General features: G+C 64.7%; 15 protein-coding genes and 1 riboswitch. Of the genes, 5 read left to right on the top strand and 10 right to left on the bottom strand.

Features of this window, described 5'->3' with window-relative positions; all coding sequences use genetic code 11:
- Nucleotides 1–126: 126 nt before the first annotated feature.
- From LC060_RS11280 to rpiB, 6 genes are all read right to left on the bottom strand, one after another.
- Nucleotides 127–1,053 (bottom strand): homoserine O-succinyltransferase, encoded by a 927-nt coding sequence (locus LC060_RS11280; RefSeq protein ID WP_213501639.1) that lies wholly within the window; start codon nt 1,051–1,053, stop codon nt 127–129.
- Between the two features lie 39 nt (nt 1,054–1,092).
- A riboswitch (SAM-I-IV-variant riboswitch) is annotated at nt 1,093–1,198 on the bottom strand.
- Between the two features lie 107 nt (nt 1,199–1,305).
- Nucleotides 1,306–2,082 carry an RNA methyltransferase gene (locus tag LC060_RS11275; protein WP_226635623.1) on the bottom strand — a complete coding sequence of 259 codons (777 nt, stop codon included), beginning with the start codon at nt 2,080–2,082 and terminating at the stop codon, nt 1,306–1,308.
- Nucleotides 2,075–2,563, bottom strand: coding sequence for a transcriptional regulator NrdR (gene nrdR, locus LC060_RS11270; protein ID WP_039393889.1), 489 nt, complete (start codon nt 2,561–2,563; stop codon nt 2,075–2,077). The genes LC060_RS11275 and nrdR overlap by 8 nt, the downstream gene beginning before the upstream one ends.
- Before the next feature lie 40 nt (nt 2,564–2,603).
- Nucleotides 2,604–2,831: a hypothetical protein gene (locus tag LC060_RS11265; protein WP_226635621.1), complete on the bottom strand. Its 228-nt coding sequence runs from the start codon at nt 2,829–2,831 to the stop codon at nt 2,604–2,606.
- Between the two features lie 4 nt (nt 2,832–2,835).
- Nucleotides 2,836–4,134, bottom strand: coding sequence for a serine hydroxymethyltransferase (gene glyA, locus LC060_RS11260; RefSeq protein WP_226635619.1), 1,299 nt, complete (start codon nt 4,132–4,134; stop codon nt 2,836–2,838).
- 20 nt (nt 4,135–4,154) lie between these two features.
- On the bottom strand, nt 4,155–4,592 hold the full coding sequence (rpiB, locus tag LC060_RS11255; RefSeq protein WP_226635617.1) for a ribose 5-phosphate isomerase B: 438 nt from the start codon (nt 4,590–4,592) through the stop codon (nt 4,155–4,157).
- Between the two features lie 252 nt (nt 4,593–4,844).
- On the opposite strand from rpiB, the gene LC060_RS11250 reads away from it, so the two are divergent.
- Complete coding sequence (locus LC060_RS11250; RefSeq protein ID WP_226635615.1) at nt 4,845–6,152, top strand: flavin-dependent oxidoreductase; 1,308 nt, start codon at nt 4,845–4,847, stop codon at nt 6,150–6,152.
- Nucleotides 6,149–6,604: a DUF3237 domain-containing protein gene (locus tag LC060_RS11245; protein WP_226635614.1), complete on the top strand. Its 456-nt coding sequence runs from the start codon at nt 6,149–6,151 to the stop codon at nt 6,602–6,604. The genes LC060_RS11250 and LC060_RS11245 overlap by 4 nt, the downstream gene beginning before the upstream one ends.
- Here LC060_RS11245 and LC060_RS11240 read toward each other — a convergent pair whose 3' ends face one another.
- The 4 genes from LC060_RS11240 to LC060_RS11225 form a co-directional block, all read right to left on the bottom strand.
- Nucleotides 6,605–7,165 carry a hypothetical protein gene (locus tag LC060_RS11240; protein ID WP_226635612.1) on the bottom strand — a complete coding sequence of 187 codons (561 nt, stop codon included), beginning with the start codon at nt 7,163–7,165 and terminating at the stop codon, nt 6,605–6,607.
- A gap of 142 nt (nt 7,166–7,307) precedes the next feature.
- The gene (rpoD, locus tag LC060_RS11235; protein ID WP_226635610.1) at nt 7,308–9,317 is read right to left on the bottom strand and encodes an RNA polymerase sigma factor RpoD; all 2,010 of its coding nucleotides are present in this window, start codon (nt 9,315–9,317) and stop codon (nt 7,308–7,310) included.
- A gap of 54 nt (nt 9,318–9,371) precedes the next feature.
- Nucleotides 9,372–11,258, bottom strand: coding sequence for a DNA primase (gene dnaG, locus LC060_RS11230; protein WP_226635608.1), 1,887 nt, complete (start codon nt 11,256–11,258; stop codon nt 9,372–9,374).
- Between the two features lie 37 nt (nt 11,259–11,295).
- Nucleotides 11,296–11,748 carry a GatB/YqeY domain-containing protein gene (locus LC060_RS11225; protein WP_213501649.1) on the bottom strand — a complete coding sequence of 151 codons (453 nt, stop codon included), beginning with the start codon at nt 11,746–11,748 and terminating at the stop codon, nt 11,296–11,298.
- A gap of 160 nt (nt 11,749–11,908) precedes the next feature.
- Between LC060_RS11225 and carA the strand changes: the two genes are divergently transcribed.
- Genes carA through carB form a run of 3 tightly spaced genes read left to right on the top strand, consistent with a single transcriptional unit; the run spans nt 11,909 to nt 16,724 of the window.
- On the top strand, nt 11,909–13,075 hold the full coding sequence (carA, locus tag LC060_RS11220; RefSeq protein WP_226635606.1) for a glutamine-hydrolyzing carbamoyl-phosphate synthase small subunit: 1,167 nt from the start codon (nt 11,909–11,911) through the stop codon (nt 13,073–13,075).
- Nucleotides 13,072–13,371, top strand: a complete 300-nt coding sequence (locus tag LC060_RS11215) for a hypothetical protein (protein WP_226635604.1) — start codon at nt 13,072–13,074, stop codon at nt 13,369–13,371. The genes carA and LC060_RS11215 overlap by 4 nt, the downstream gene beginning before the upstream one ends.
- A gap of 29 nt (nt 13,372–13,400) precedes the next feature.
- Nucleotides 13,401–16,724, top strand: coding sequence for a carbamoyl-phosphate synthase large subunit (carB, locus tag LC060_RS11210; protein ID WP_226635603.1), 3,324 nt, complete (start codon nt 13,401–13,403; stop codon nt 16,722–16,724).
- Nucleotides 16,725–16,818: the final 94 nt, after the last annotated feature.

Below are 16,818 nucleotides of genomic sequence, written 5' to 3'. Positions count from 1 at the left end.
GGGGCCGAAGGAGGCGCCTACTCTCGAAAGGGAAGGCGTCCCGTGAAGCGCTGGCCCTTACGGGATGGGGGCGCAAAGTCAAGCGCAAACGCCCCTTCGGCGCGCGCAGGGCCGCGTCCCGACCGCTTACAGCGCTTCGAGCGAGCCTGCCATGCCCATCGTGGCCAGATCGAAGGGGGTGGTCTGGTAGATCGCGTTGATCCAGTTGCCGATCAGGAGGTGTCCGTGGGCACGCCAGGAATTGAGCGGGCGGCGGCTCGGGTTGTCTTCCGGGAAGTAGCGGTGCGGCAACTGCGCGCCGCCGTCGCGGAAGAACTCGTTGGCAAGCGTCTCGGTGTCGTATTCCAGATGGTTGAACATGTGGAGCATACGGTGCGCAGGGTCATCGACGAGGCACGGACCCGTGACCGGGTTGGAGGCCAGCACCTCCAGGCGTTCGGCGGCGCCCAGTGCGTCGGGACAGACTTCTGTCCAGCGGGAAACCGGCACGTTGAAGACATCGGCAAAGCCACGCAGGAAGGGCGAGGCGGGGGCGTGGACTTCGTGCGGGTAGAGGCCGTAGGCCTTGGCGTCGAGCACGCGCTTGGGGATGCCATGGAAATGGTAGAGCGCGGCCTGCGCGGCCCAGCAGATGGTCAGCGTGCGGTGGACGTTGGTTTGGGTCCAGGCCAGGATCTGGCGCAGCTCCTCCCAGTAGTTCACCTCTTCATAGGGCATGCGCTCGACCGGAGCGCCGGTGATGATGAAGCCGTCGAAGCGTTCCTCGCGCACGTCCTCCCAGGGACGGTAAAAGGCTTCCATGTGGTCCTGCGCTGTGTTGCGCGAGACATGGTCGGTCATGCGCACCAGCGTCAGTTCGATCTGCAGCGGAGTGGCGCCGAGCAGGCGGGCGAGCTGGGTCTCGGTGCGCACCTTGTCGGGCATGAGGTTGAGCAGCCCGATCTGCAGCGGGCGAATGTCCTGACGCACCGCGTCGGCCTCGCCCATGACCGTCACGCCCTCGGCTTCGAGGGTCTGGCGTGCGGGCAGGTCGTCGGGGATCTTGATCGGCATTTGACGTCGTACTCCTGGGCGGAAGCGACGCGAAATGTGGCGTGTCCGTTTGCTTGCCGGGACGGCCACATCCTCCTTGCGGAGTACCACCTTGCCCGGAACGGCAGGTTGGCGTTGGGCGTCGCCCCAACTCTTGATGCTGGATGTGCCCATACACCCAGCCGCGCAAAAGCAAAACGGGATTTTGCGCGAAGCGGGTTGAAAATAGGTGAGCGGGCGTTGCGGGATAGGGCGCAACGCCCGAAGGGGCGCTTAGTCTTCGCCGCGTGGGCGCCGGGCCTTTTCGAGCGTGGAGAGGACACCGCGCATGGTGCGCACTTCCAGGTGGTTCCACGCGGGCTTGGTGAGAAGGTTGCGCAAGGTCAGGCGGTTCGCCTCGGCGCGGGTCTCGGGCCAGAAGTAGTTCTTGGGTTCGAGCAGCTTCTCGAAGTGGCCGATGAGCCCTTCCAGTTCGTCCTGCGGAGCAGGCGGCAGGACCTCTTCCTGCGTAGGCTGGGTGAGGCCAGCGCCCTTGGACCACTCATAGGCGCACAGGATCACGGCCTGCGCGAGGTTGAGCGAGGCAAATTCCGGGTTGATCGGAACGGTCAGGATCGAGCGGGCGAGCGCCACGTCCTCGGTTTCCAGCCCGGAGCGTTCCGGGCCGAACACGAAGGCCGAACGGCCCGGCTCGGCGTAGATTTCACCTGCCGCTTCTTCGGGCGTCACCACGCGCTTGGTCACGCCGCGCTTGCGCACGGTGGTCGCATAGACATTGGTGCAGTCCGCGACCGCGTCGGCCAGTGTCTCGTAGACCTCGGCTTCTTCGAGGATCACGTTGGCGCCTGCCGCAGCGGGGCCTGCCGAAGGGTTGGGCCAGCCGTCGCGCGGCGAAACGAGGCGCATTTCGGTGAGCCCGAAGTTCAGCATGGCGCGCGCGGCCTTGCCGATGTTCTCGCCCAGCTGCGGCCGCACGAGCACGACGATGGGCTTGCGGTCTTCGGGAACGGTGCCGAACGTCGGCGCGGAAGGGGTGGGGGTATCAGTCATTCTGGGTGTCGCCTGTCGCCACGTCGCGCACGGTGCCTGCAAATTCCTCGAAGTCGCGGGCTTCGTTGAAGGCGCGGTAGACCGAGGCGAAGCGGATGTAGGCAACCGAGTCGAGCTGTCGCAGGCCGTCCATCACCATCTCGCCGATCTCGCGTGAGTGGATTTCGGCATCGCCGGTGGTCTCGATCTGGCGCTGGACGCCCGAGACGAGCTGGTCGATCCTCTCGCGGTCGATCCTGCGCTTGCGGCAGGCGAGCGAGACCGATTTCTCGATCTTGAGGCGGTCGAAGGGCTCGCGCCTCTCCTCGCCTTCCTCGCCGGACTTGAGCACCGTGATCTCGCGCAGCTGCACCCGTTCGAACGTGGTGAAGCGCGCGCCGCAGCTGGAGCACTGGCGGCGGCGGCGGATCGCGGCGTTGTCCTCGGCCGGACGGCTGTCCTTTACCTGGGAATCGTCATGGGCGCAGAAAGGGCAGCGCATTCGGGCCTATCGTTTCAAAAGAAGAGGGGCGGGCGCGACTTCAGTCGGGCCGCACGCGCTTGTAGAACTTGTATCCGGCGCCTGCGGCAAGCCCCAGGCCCACCGAGACGAAGGGCAGGGCTGCGCCTGCCACCGCACCCAGCGCCCCCCAGACGAGAACCGGCCGGGTCGAGGGATGGTCGAGGCCATCGCGCAGCATTCCGGAAAGTTCAAGGCGTGCATCGGTCACGAAGTCGCCAGTCTCGTTGGGGCGCTGGGGGTCGGTCATGGTCTTAGTCCTCGTAGATCGGGAAGCGGTCACACAAGGCTTCTACGCGCGCACGCACGTTCTGTTCCACCTGTGCGTCGCCTTCCTCGCCGCACTTGGCGAGACCGTCGAGGACATCGGCGACCATGTTGCCGATTTCACGGAACTCTTCCGGGCCGAAACCGCGGGTCGTGCCCGCCGGCGTGCCGACGCGGATGCCGCTGGTCTTCATCGGCGGCAGCGGATCGAAGGGGATGCCGTTCTTGTTGCAGGTGATGCCCGCACGCTCGAGCGCCTCGTCCGCGTCCTTGCCGGTCACGCCGAGCGGCGAGAGGTCGACAAGAGCCACGTGGGTGTCGGTGCCGCCCGAGACGATGGCCGCGCCGCGCTCCTTGAGCGTGTCGGCCAGCACCTTGGCGTTCTCGATCACCTTGGCCGCGTAGTCCTTGAACTCGGGGCGCAGGGCTTCCCCGAAGGCCACGGCCTTGGCCGCGATGACGTGCATCAGAGGACCGCCCTGGAGACCCGGGAAGACCGCCGAGTTGATCTTCTTGGCGAGCTTCTCGTCGTTGGTGAGGATCATGCCGCCGCGCGGACCGCGCAGGGTCTTGTGCGTGGTGGTGGTCGCGATGTGCGCGTAGGGGAAGGGTGAGGGGTGCAGACCCGCCGCGACCAGACCGGCGAAGTGCGCCATGTCGACCTGGAAGATGGCGCCCACGCTGTCGGCGATCTCGCGCATGCGCTTGAAATCGATCACGCGCGGATAGGCCGAGCCGCCCGCGATGATGAGCTTGGGCTGGTGCTCGCTCGCCAGCTTCTGGACCTCGTCGTAGTCGATGAGGTGGGTGTCCTTGGTCACGCCGTACTGGACCGCGTTGAACCACTTGCCCGACAGCGCCGCGCGGGCGCCGTGGGTGAGGTGTCCACCGGCATCCAGGCTCATGCCCAGGATCGTGTCGCCCGGCTTGACCGTTGCGAGGAGGACCGCGCCATTGGCCTGCGCGCCCGAGTGGGGCTGGACGTTGGCGAATTCGCAGCCGAACAGCTCCTTGGCGCGTTCGATGGCGAGGCTCTCGACCACGTCCGAGGGTTCACAACCCTGGTAGTAGCGCTTGCCCGGGTAGCCTTCGGCGTACTTGTTGGTCAGCACCGAGCCCTGCGCCTCCAGGACGGCCTTGGAGACGATGTTTTCCGACGCGATCAGTTCGATCTGCTTGCGTTCGCGCTTCAGTTCCTTGCCGATGGCGGCGGCGATGGCGGGATCGCTGTCGGCCACGCTGTCGGTGAAGAAGCCGGGGGAACGGATTGCGGTATCAACGGTCATGTTCGAAGGGCCCCTTGGATTCAGGCGGGAGGGTTGGAGAGCTTCTCGACGCGTCCGGCGTGGCGTCCGCCACCGAACTCGGTCGAAAGGAAAGCATCGAGGCAGGCCTTGGCCATGTCGATCCCGGTCAGGCGCGCGCCCATCGCGATGCAGTTCGCGTTGTTGTGCTCACGCGCAAGGGCGGCCGAGAGCGGCTCGGAGACGAGCGCGCAGCGGCAGGCCAGGTTGCGGTTAACCGCCATCGAGATGCCGATACCCGAACCGCACAGCGCCACGCCGTAGTCGGCGGTGCCGTCGGCGACGACCGAGCCGAGCAGGTAGCCGTAGTCGGGGTAGTCGACACGGTCGGCCGTTTCGGGGCCGAGGTCGGCCACTTCGTGGCCCAGTTCGATGAGATAGTCGCGCAGCGTGGCCTTGAGGTCCACGGCGGCATGATCGGAAGCAATGGCAATACGCATGGCGAATGGATCTTTTGACAGAGAGAGGAGTTGATAGCGCCCCCTTAGTCATCGCGGTGTCGTTTTGCGAGTCCCTGAGCGCTTATCTTTGATTGTTGGGCAAGAATGGCTGCGTGCCGGAGAGAGGGGCTGGATGTGCGAGCCTCATCCAGTTGCGTCGCGGTGTGGCTCAGTGTACGCGCCCTCCACCCGCTCGCGCAAGAAACTTGCTGTGAGCGGCGGATGATGCGCAGCGAAAGAAGGAAAGTCAGGGTGCAACCACGCGTTCTCATCGCCGGAGGCGGTATCGGAGGCCTTTGCCTCGCCCTGACCCTCGACCAGATTGGCGTTGACTGCCTCGTCCTGGAAAGCGTGCGTGAGCCCCGCCCGCTGGGCGTGGGGATCAACCTGCAGCCCAACGCAGTGCGCGAACTGGCTGACCTGGGTATTGACCAGGCCGTGATGGGCACCATCGGCATTCCAGCCAAAGAATGGGCGCTGGTCGGGCTCAACGGGCGCGAGATCTACAGCGAGCCGCGCGGACGCCTGGCCGGGTATCATTGGGACCAGTACGCGGTGCATCGCGGGCGCTTCCACATGCTGCTGCATGAAACCGCGATTGCCCGGCTTGGCGCGGACAAGGTGCGCCTCGGCCAGCGCGTCACGGGGTATCGCAAGGAGGCGGATGGCTCGGTCACCGCGCTGTGCCGCCTTGCCGATGGCACCGAGGTCGAGGAGCACGGCACGCTCCTGTTTGGCGCGGACGGCATTCATTCGAGCGTGCGTGCCCAGATGCACCCGGACCAGGCGCCGATCCACTGGGGTGGCACGGTCATGTGGCGCGGCACCACGCGCGCCAAGGCCATTCGCACCGGATCGTCCTTCGTGGGGCTGGGCACGGCGCGCCACCGCGTCGTCATCTACCCGATCTCGCAGCCCGATGCCGAGGGCCTGTGCGACGTGAACTGGATCGCCGAGCAGACCTTCGACGAGGATCACGACTGGCAGAGCCTGGGCTGGTTCCGCCCGGTCGACGTCGAGAGCTTTGCCCATCACTTCACCGATTTCGTCTACGACTGGATCGATTTGCCCGCGCTGATTGCGGGCGCGGACGTGGCTTACGAGAACCCGATGATCGACCGCGATCCGATCCCGACCTGGGTCGACGGGCCGGTGGCGCTAATGGGCGATGCCGCTCATCCGATGTACCCGACCGGCTCCAATGGCGCGTCGCAGGCGATCATGGACGCGCGCCGGATCGGCGCGCTGTTCCTTGAGATGGGTGTCAGCGCCGAGGCGCTGGCCGCGTTCGATGCCCGCTATTGCGAGCCGGTCGGCCAGTTGGCGCTGCGCAACCGTGGGGCCGGGCCCTTTGGTCTGCTGGGTATGGTCGAGGAGCGCTGCGGTGGCATTTTCGAGGATATCGAGGACGTGATCCCCAGGGGCGAGCGGGAAGAATTCATGCGCGCCTACCAGCGCGCGGCGGGTTTCGCGATGCAGGAACTGAACGCATCGCCGGCCACCATCGCACCCGGCGCGCGCGTCGAGGGTGCCCACAAGATCGAGGAGAAACTGCCGTGACCCCCACGCTGGAGCATGTCTGCGAATTCGAGGTCGAGCTTTCGCCCCCGCACGAGATGGGTGAAAACGCCCAAGGCACTCGCCGCATCATTCCCATTGTCGGCGGGCGCGTGACGGGCGCGGCGATCAACGGAAAGCTGCTCGCCATCGGGGCCGACTGGCAGACCGTGCGCACCGACGATGTCGCCTATCTCGATGCGCGCTATGCCATCGAAACCGATGACGGCGCGGTGATCGAAGTCATCAGTCAGGGGTTGCGCCATATGCCGCCCGAAGCGGCCGAACGCATTGCGGCGGGCGAAACGCTCGATTTTTCCGAATACTACATGCGCACCGCGATCCGGCTCGACACTGGCCACCCGGACTACACCTGGGTCAATCGCACGCTGTTTGTCGCGGCCGGTGGCAAGACGGGCTCCACGGTCTATCTCTCGGTCCACCGCGTCGGCTGATCAGGGGCTGAGGATGCGGCCCGCCTGAATGTCGCGAATGTTCTGGCGCAACTGCCGTGATTTATCGCGCTCGGCGGCCACGAACGTGCGCACGATGGCGTCTTCGGTTTCAAGAATACCGGGATCGCTCGTGTAGATTTCCCGGCCGATTTGCTGAAGGCTCTCCTGGCCTTGAGGTGTGCCGGTCCGCGCCTCCAGCGCGAGCAACGAAAGACGATTGAACCTGCGGGCGAACTCGCGTTCGAGCATCTGTGTCATGCGAAGCGCGATCTTGTCGTAGGCGAACTTGCGCATCTCTGCGGAAAATCGGGCAAGATGCTCCTCGATCATGTCGCGGGCAAAGGGCGGAGCCGTGTCTGCAAAGGCGTAGCTTGCGCGAATGGCATCGAGAGCGGTGTCCACGATACGGTCCATCTCCCGGTCGCGGATGTCGCGGGGATAGGCGGCGGCCGTGACCCGTTTGGCCAGTTGCTGGCTATCTCCACGCGTCGCCGCCGTGGTTCGCTGTGTGGTGCTCTGTCCTTGGGCGCTTGCCGTCATGCCGCAGGTGAGCAGGCCCATCGCAAATCCTAAGGTGCCGCGCATAAATCGATGTCCCCCTTGAGGGATACCAAGCACAAAAGGTGAGCCTTTCCAATCGCAAAGAAAAGCGCCCGCGGAGCAGGTCCGCGGGCGCTTCGTGATCGATGGGAAACCCGTCTTCTTACTGATCGAGGAACGAGCGCATCTTGCGGCTGCGGCTCGGGTGCTTGAGCTTGCGCAGTGCCTTTGCCTCGATCTGACGGATACGTTCGCGGGTCACCGAGAACTGCTGGCCGACTTCTTCCAGCGTGTGGTCGGTGTTCATACCGATGCCGAAACGCATGCGCAGCACGCGTTCCTCACGCGGGGTGAGGCTGGCAAGGACGCGGGTGACCGTTTCCTTGAGGTTGGACTGGATCGCAGCATCGACCGGGATGATCGCGTTCTTGTCCTCGATGAAGTCGCCCAGGTGCGAATCTTCCTCATCGCCAATCGGCGTTTCAAGGGAGATCGGCTCCTTGGCGATCTTCATCACCTTGCGCACCTTCTCGAGCGGCATCGAGAGACGCTCGGCCATTTCCTCTGGGGTGGGCTCGCGGCCCTGCTCGTGGAGGAACTGGCGGCTTGTACGCACGAGCTTGTTGATCGTCTCGATCATGTGGACCGGGATACGGATCGTGCGTGCCTGGTCCGCAATCGAGCGGGTGATGGCCTGACGGATCCACCACGTCGCGTACGTCGAGAACTTGTAGCCGCGGCGGTACTCGAACTTGTCGACCGCCTTCATCAGGCCGATGTTGCCTTCCTGGATGAGGTCCAGGAACTGGAGGCCACGGTTCGTGTACTTCTTGGCGATCGAGATCACCAGGCGCAGGTTCGCCTCGACCATTTCCTTCTTGGCGATGCGCGCCTCGCGCTCACCCTTCTGGACCATGTTGACGATGCGGCGGAACTCGGGGAGCGCCATGCCGGTGGCCGCCGCGATGTCCGAGACTTCCTGGCGGATGCGTTCGACCGCGTCAGCCTCGTTTTCCGCGAACGCGGCCCACTTCTTGTCCTTCTTGCCCACTTCCGGCAGCCAGGTGTCGTCGAGCTCGCGACCGACGTAGCTGTTGAGGAAGTCGACGCGCTTCACCTTGTGACGTTCGGCAAGGCGCAGCATCTGGCCGCCCAGCGTCGTGAGGCGACGGTTGAAGGTGTAGAGGTTGTCGACGAGGTATTCGATCTTGGTCGCGTGGAACTGGACCGATTCGACCTGCGCGGTGAGTTCCTCGCGCAGTTCGTTGTAACGGTCTTCCTTGGCGGCCGGGAAATCGATGCCCAGCGCGAGCGCTTCAAGGCGTTCGGACTGGAGCTTCTCGAAGGCCTGGAACAGCTCGGTGATGGTGGCGAACTTCTCGAGCGCCTCGGGCTTGAGAGCCGCTTCCATCTGGGCGAGGCTGAGGGTGTTGTCCTCTTCCTCTTCCTCTTCCTTGCGGCTGCCTTCGCCGTCCTCGCCTTCTTCGCCTTCTTCCGAAGATTCCTCTTCGTCGTCGTCCTTGTAGGAGGGCCCTGCGGTGGCCTCGGAAATCTCGCCGTCGTCGTCGCTCTCACCGTCCTCGTTGAGGCTTTCGGGGGCAGGCTCCTTCGACAGCATGGCGTCAAGATCAAGGATCTCGCGCAGCTGCATTTCCTCGTTGTTGAGGGCTTCGGACCACTGGATGATGGCGTGGAAGGTGATCGGGCTCTCGCACAGGCCCAGGATCATCATGTCGCGGCCCGCTTCGATGCGCTTGGCGATGGCGATTTCGCCCTCGCGGCTGAGCAGCTCGACCGCGCCCATCTCGCGCAGGTACATGCGCACCGGGTCATCGGTGCGCTCGACCGTTTCCTTCTTCTTGGTCTCGACGGCCGGCTTGGGCGAGGTGTCGTCGGAGGAATCGACTTCCTCGACCTCTTCCTCGTCCTCGTTCTGGGCGTCCTCGTCGTTCTCGACGATGTTGACGCCCATCTCGTTGATCGCGGCGTAGATATCCTCGATCTGATCCGAATTCATCTGGTCCTGGGGCAGGGCCTCGTTGAGTTCGTCGATCGTGATGTAGCCCTTGCGCTTGGCGCGCGCGATCAGCTTTTTGACCGAAGCCTCGTTGAGGTCGATCAGCGGCGCGTCGGTACCGTCGTTTTCGCCGCCGTTGGTCTCGTTCTTGCTCATTCTTCCGCCGTTATCCCGTGCTGCCCGACACCCTGTGAGCGTATAATTATACAATCAGGACGAAGACGCATGTCTTGTCGCCATTTGCCTGAGGCGTTTATCAAATTCCAGCTTTCTCTTGAGGAGACGTTGCTGCTCGGCAAAAGTTTCGTCCGAAACTTCGCTTTCGAACCGGGCTGTCGCCTGTGCCAGTGCCGCCTCCAGGACCGGACGTTCCACCAAGAGATCGATGGCCTGGGCGAGTTCCGCTGCCGCATGCTCTGCATTCGCGCCCGGGGCCAGAAAGCCGAAGCGAAACCCCGAATATTCAGCGGTTCTGGGAACTTCCAGACCATTTTCCGACAATATGGTGGATAGCGCGTCTTTTTCAAGCGGTGCCATGGCGTCGCAACATTCGAGCAACGCGTCGAAGCGCGAATCAAGGCCCGGCGTGCGGGCCAGCGCCTCGGCGTGGCGGGGGACGAGTTCGGGCCAACGCATCAGTCCGGCGATGACCGCGGCAGCGAGCCCGTCGCGCGATCCGCCTGAAAGTGCCTTTTTCAGCTTCTCGATTGATTCGGGAAGCGAGGGGGGCGTCGCTGGACGTCCGTTCCAGCGTCCCTGGCCGGGGCCTCGCGGTGTGAATGGACGGCGCGAATCACTGCCGCCCTGTCCGCCCTGCCAGCGGTTCTCGCGGCGCGGGAAAGCGAACTCGCCATATCGGTCGAGCAGTTCGCGCTTGTAGAGGCTGGCGATGTCGGGGTGCTGGATTGTCTCCACATGCTGGACGAGGCGCGCCTTGAGACCCGCCTTGTCCTCGGGCGTGGTGAGGGGATGCGCGTCCTTCTCCACCTCCCACAGCACGTCGAGCAGGCTTCGCGCCTCGCCAAGGACCTCTTCCATGGCCGCAGGCCCGCGCGCCTTGATGAGATCGTCAGGGTCGAGCCCTTCGGGCAAGCGCACGATGCGCAAGGTATGGGCCGGGCGCAGCAGGGGGAGGGCGCGGGTAATCGCGCGCAGCGCCGCGCGCTGCCCGGCGGCATCGCCATCAAAGCACAGGATCGGCGCCTCCACATGGCGCCAGAGCATTTCGATCTGGTGCTCGGTAAGCGCGGTGCCGAGTGGGGCTACGGCCTCGTCGATGCCCGCAGCGGCGAGCGCGATCACGTCCATGTAGCCTTCGACCACCACGATCCGGCCCGACTGGCGCGCGGCGGGCGCGGCGCGGTGCAGGTTGTAGAGCGTGCGCCCCTTGTCGAACAGCGGTGTGTCAGGAGAATTGAGGTATTTCGGGGCCTTGGTCTTCTCTTTTGAGAGAATGCGTCCACCAAAGGCGATGACCCGGCCGCGCGCGTCCTCGATGGGAAGCATCAGTCGGCCACGAAAACGGTCGTAAGGGTCGCGGTCCTCGACCTCGATGCGCAGGCCTGCCTCGATCAGCATCGGTTCGGGAAAGCGCACGAGGGCCTGCTTGAGGGCCTGGCGTTCATCGGGCGCGAAGCCGAAGCCGAAGCGCGCGATGATACGCGGATCGAACCCGCGCGTCTGGAGGTAGGCGCGCGCCTCGGCACCTTCGGGCGTGGTCAGGTTGTGGCGAAACCACTCCTGCGCGGCCGTTGTCACGTCGTTGAGCGTATCGCGCTTCTGCGCGGCCTTGGCGGCGCGCGGGTCGGGCTCGGGGACGTCCATCCCCGCTTCACCAGCAAGTTCCTTGACCGCGTCCATGAAGGCGAGGCCCTGGTGGTCGGTCATCCAGCGGATCGCATCGCCATGCGCGCCGCAGCCAAAGCAGTGGTAGAACCCCTTCTCGTCGTTGACGTAGAAGCTGGGCGACTTCTCGTCGTGGAAGGGGCAGCAGGCCTTGTGCTCACGCCCCGCTTTCTGGAGGCGCACCGAACGGCCCACCAGCGCCGATAGCGTGGTGCGGGAACGGAGCTGGTCGAGCCATTGGGGCGTAAGCACGGAAAAAGTCTGCCTTAGAGCGGGAAGGGGAGGCGTATCAGGAGAGCGCGGCCTTCACCCAGCCACTGGCCTTGCCCATGTCGAGCTCGCTTGCGTGGCGCTCCTTGAGCAGGCCCATGACCTTGCCCATGTCCTTCATGCCACTCGCGCCGACTTCGGCCTTGATCGCCTCGATCTTGGCCTTGGTTTCCTCTTCGCTCATCTGGGCGGGGAGGAAGGTCTCGATGACCTCGACTTCGGCCTGTTCCTCGGCGGCGCGTTCGGGGCGTCCACCTTCTTCGAACAGCTTGATCGATTCGCGGCGCTGCTTGACCATCTTCTGCAGGACCTCGATCACCATGGCGTCGTCATCGGCGGGCGCTTCGCTGGTGCGCAGCTCGATGTCGCGGTCCTTGAGCTTGGCGAGAATCAGCCGAACGGTTGCAAGGCGCGGTTTGTCGCCGGCCTTCATGGCTGCGATCTGGGCGGCCTTGATCGAATCACGAAGCATTGTTTTCCTGTCGGTGTATGGATGTGGGACGTGCTGGGATTGCATAAGTAGCAAGGCAGCGCGAAAATTGCATCTAGCCGCCTTGACGTGATGTACAACCCTCTCTAGCGGGAGCGCCTTAGCACACATGTCAGAAACACCCTCAACGGAGCGACCCATTATGGCCGACGCCGCATCTTCGCCTGCGCCTAAACCGGAAGGAGCCACGGGCGCTCTTGTACTCAGCACAGGCGAGGTTCTGTGGGGCCGCGGCTTTGGCGCTGTGGGTGTGGCAGAAGGCGAAGTCTGCTTCAACACGGCCATGACCGGCTACCAGGAAGTGATGACCGATCCGTCCTACTCGGGCCAGATCGTCACCTTCACCTTCCCCCACATCGGCAATGTCGGCGTGAACGACGAGGACCTGGAATCCAAGGTCGACGGCGCGGTTGGCTGCGTCGTACGCGAGGACGTGACGCTCGCCTCGAACTTCCGCTCGGGCGGTGAGTTCGGCGACTGGCTCGCGGCCAAGGGCAAGATCGGCCTTTCGGGCATCGATACCCGCGCTCTGACCCGCCGCATCCGCAAGACGGGCGCGCCCAACGCGGTCATCGCGCACGATCCCGAAGGCAACTTCGACGTTCCGGCCCTGATCGCGCAGGCGAAGGCCTGGCCGGGGCTTGAGGGCATGGACCTGGCCAAGGTCGTCACCCGCACCGCGGACGAGAGCTGGGAAGGTTCGACCTGGACGCTGGGCGCAGGTTACGCGGCGGGTGAGGGCGATGATCGCCCCCACGTTGTCGCGCTCGACTACGGCGCGAAGGACAACATCTTCCGCAACCTGGTGAAGGCTGGCGCGCGAGTCACCGTGGTTCCGGCCGAGACGAGCCTTGAAAAGGTGCTCGAACTCAAGCCTGACGGCGTGTTCCTCTCGAACGGCCCGGGCGACCCGGCGGCGACCGGCACCTATGCCGTTCCCGTCATCAAGGGGCTGTTGGACCGCGACGTGCCAATCTTCGGCATCTGCCTTGGCCATCAGATGCTGGCCATCGCGGCGGGCGCCAAGACCGCCAAGATGTTCCAGGGCCACCGCGGCGCGAACCACCCGGTCAAGCGCCACGAGGACGGCGTGGTCGAGATCACCTCGATGAACCACGGCTTCGCGGTCGACAACGCGACGCTCCCCGACACCATCGAGGAAACCCACGTCTCGCTCTTCGACGGCTCCAACTGCGGCATCGCGATCAAGGGCAAGAAGGCTTTCGGCGTGCAGTACCACCCCGAAGCCTCGCCGGGCCCGCAGGACAGCTTCTACCTGTTCGAGAAGTTCGTCGGGATGCTGGGATGATCTCCTCGCGCCTTTCCCTTCTCCTTCCCGCCCTCGCGCTGGCGGCCTGTGGCGAACCGCCGCCCAAGGCCCAGGTGGTGACGACGGACGGGAAGGCCATCGCGGAAATCTGCGGTGTGCCCGAGGCGATGTTCTCGGGCGGGAAGGGCGCTCCGGTGGTTACCCTCTCTCCCGATCTGAGCGCGGCCGAGCAGGCCTGCACCCTTCGCGAGGTGCGCCGCTCGCTCCCTCAGGCCCGCATTATCGAAGCCGACGCGCCGGGAACCCCGGCCCCGACCGCTTCGTCTCCCCTTTGACCCGCATAATCTTAAGGCAGGATTGAACCATGCCCAAACGCACAGACATCTCCTCGATCCTCGTCATCGGCGCGGGACCCATCATCATCGGCCAGGCCTGCGAATTCGACTATTCCGGCACCCAGGCGATCAAGGCTCTCAAGGAAGAGGGCTACCGGGTCATCCTCGTCAACTCGAACCCGGCCACGATCATGACCGACCCGGACATGGCCGATGCAACCTACGTCGAGCCGATCACGCCCGAAGTCGTCGCCAAGATCATCGAGAAGGAGCGCCCCGACGCGGTGCTTCCCACGATGGGTGGCCAGACCGCGCTCAACTGCGCGCTCGCGCTGTTCAATGACGGCACGCTGGAGAAGTGGGGCGTCAAGATGATCGGCGCGGACGCCGATGCCATCGACAAGGCCGAGGACCGTCAGCGCTTCCGCGAGGCGATGGACAAGATCGGCCTCGAAAGCGCGCGTTCGGGTGTCGCCCACACGCTGGACGAGGCTCTTGCCGTCCTTGAGCGCACGGGTCTGCCTTCGATCATTCGTCCTTCCTTCACGCTGGGCGGTACCGGCGGCGGCATTGCCTACAACAAGGCCGAGTTCGAAGCGATCGTGAAGTCGGGTCTCGACGCGTCCCCCACCACCGAGGTCCTCATCGAGGAATCGCTGCTGGGCTGGAAAGAGTACGAGATGGAGGTAGTCCGCGACCGCAAGGACAACTGCATCATCATCTGCTCGATCGAGAACGTTGATCCGATGGGCGTCCACACTGGCGACTCGATCACGGTGGCTCCGGCGCTCACGCTGACCGACAAGGAATACCAGATCATGCGCACCGCCTCGCTCGAGGTGCTGCGCGAGATCGGTGTCGAGACCGGCGGCTCGAACGTCCAGTTCGCGGTGAACCCCAAGGACGGCCGTCTCATCGTCATCGAGATGAACCCGCGCGTCTCGCGCTCCTCGGCGCTGGCCTCGAAGGCCACCGGCTTCCCGATCGCGCGCGTCGCGGCCAAGCTCGCCGTGGGCTACACCCTCGATGAGGTCACCAACGAGATCACGGGCGCCACGCCCGCCTCGTTCGAGCCGACCATCGACTACGTCGTCACCAAGATCCCGCGCTTCACCTTCGAGAAGTTCAAGGGCTCCAAGCCCGAGCTTTCGACCGCGATGAAGTCGGTCGGCGAGGTCATGGCAATTGGCCGTAACGTCAAGGAATCGATGCAGAAGGCCCTGCGCGGCCTCGAAACCGGGCTCGACGGCTTCAATCGCGTGGTCGAGCTGGAAGGCGCAAGCCGCGACACCATCACCGCGGCCCTTTCGCAGCGCACCCCGACCCGTCTCCTCAACGTGGCCCAGGCCATGCGCGAGGGCTTCACGATCGAGGAAATCCACGCGATTACCTTCTACGACCTGTGGTTCCTGCGCCACATCGAGGAGATTATCGCCGAGGAAGCCAAGATCATGGAGCATGGCCTCCCGATCGATGCGGCGGGCCTGCGTCGGGTGAAGGCCATGGGCTTCTCCGACAAGCGCCTGGCGACGCTCGCCGTGCGTTCGGTCCATGTCGCGGGTGGTCTTGGCGAAACCCAGGCCAAGAGCTCGGGGCTCCTGCACGACACCATCCGCGCGATGGCCGGTGCCACTAGCGAAGAGGAAGTGCGCGCACTTCGCAACAAGCTGGGTGTGCGCCCCGTCTTCAAGCGCATTGATAGCTGTGCGGCCGAGTTCGAGGCGATCACGCCCTACATGTACTCGACCTACGAAGCGCCGCTCTTCGGGGAGCCCGAGGACGAGGCCATGCCGTCCGAGCGCAAGAAGGTCGTCATCCTGGGCGGCGGTCCCAACCGTATCGGCCAGGGCATCGAGTTCGACTACTGCTGCGTCCACGCCTGCTTCGCGCTGGAAGAGGCCGGGTTCGAGACCATCATGGTCAACTGCAACCCGGAAACCGTTTCGACCGACTATGACACCTCCGACCGTCTCTACTTCGAGCCGCTGACGGCCGAGGACGTGCTGGAAATCCTGCGCGTGGAACAGTCGAAGGGTGAACTCGTCGGCGTCATTGTCCAGTTCGGCGGTCAGACCCCGCTCAAGCTGGCGGCTGCGCTGGAGAAGGCGGGTATCCCGATCCTGGGTACCTCGCCCGACGCCATCGACCTTGCCGAAGACCGTGAGCGCTTTGCCGCGCTGGTCGACAAGCTCAAGCTCAAGCAGCCCGCCAACGGTATGGCGCGCAGCCGTGACGAAGCCGTCGCCGTCGCCAACCGCATCGGCTATCCCGTGCTGACGCGTCCCAGCTACGTGCTGGGTGGCCGCGCCATGGAGATCGTCGACAGCGAGCAGCAGCTCGATGACTACATCGCGACCGCGGTGCAGGTCTCGGGCGATAGCCCGGTCCTCATCGACCAGTACCTGCGCGATGCGGTCGAATGCGACGTCGACGTGCTGTGCGACGGCGAGCAGGTCGTAGTTGCCGGTGTCATGCAGCACATCGAGGAAGCGGGCGTACACTCGGGCGACAGCGCCTGCACCATTCCCGCTTACAGCCTTCCGGCTCAGATCATCGAGGAAATGGAGCGCCAGTCGCACGCGCTTGCGCTGGGTCTTGGCGTTCGCGGCCTGATGAACGTGCAGTTCGCGGTCAAGGATGGTGAGGTCTACCTCATTGAGGTCAACCCGCGCGCCTCGCGCACCGTGCCCTTCGTTGCCAAGGCGATCGGCCAGCCCATCGCCAAGATCGCCGCACGCGTCATGGCTGGCGAAAAGCTGTCGACCTTCCCGCCGATCAAGCGCGAGCTCGACTACTTCGCCGTCAAGGAAGCGGTCTTCCCCTTCGCGCGCTTCCCGGGCACCGACCCGGTGCTGAGCCCGGAGATGAAGTCGACCGGCGAAGTCATGGGCATCGACCGCGACTATCCGCGCGCCTTTGCCAAGGCCCAGCTGGGCGCAGGCATGCGCCTGCCGGTGGAAGGCACGGTCTTCGTCTCGGTCAAGGACAGCGACAAGGACCACATCCTTCCCGCCGTCCAGAAGCTGGCCGCTGAAGGCTTCCGCATCATCGCGACGTCGGGCACGCAGCAGTTCCTGGCGAAGGCCGGGATCGCGGTTGAACTGGTGAACAAGGTGGCCGAGGGCCGTCCGCACATCGTCGACAAGATCGAGGATGGCGAGGTCTCGCTGATCTTCAACACGACCGAGGGGTGGCAGAGCCTCAAGGACTCGCAGTCGATCCGGGCCTCGGCCTTGACCGCGAAGGTCTCGATCTTCACCACGGCCGCCGCGAGCATTGCGGCAAGCGAGGCAATCGCGACGATTCGCGGGAGCCAGCTTGAAGTCCGTTCGTTGCAAGATTATTATAGCTGAAATCGATCTTGCCTTCCCACATCGCTGCAGATCGGACCGGTCCCTCATGGCGCGCGCGCCGGGGACCGGGCAGGCGACTAGTCGCCTGGCGGGA

This window comes from Novosphingobium profundi, from assembly GCF_020524485.1.
In the GTDB taxonomy this organism is placed as follows: Bacteria; Pseudomonadota; Alphaproteobacteria; order Sphingomonadales; family Sphingomonadaceae; genus Novosphingobium; species Novosphingobium profundi_A.
Note: the sequence above shows the minus strand (reverse complement) of the source record. Positions and strands in the feature narration are given on the sequence as shown.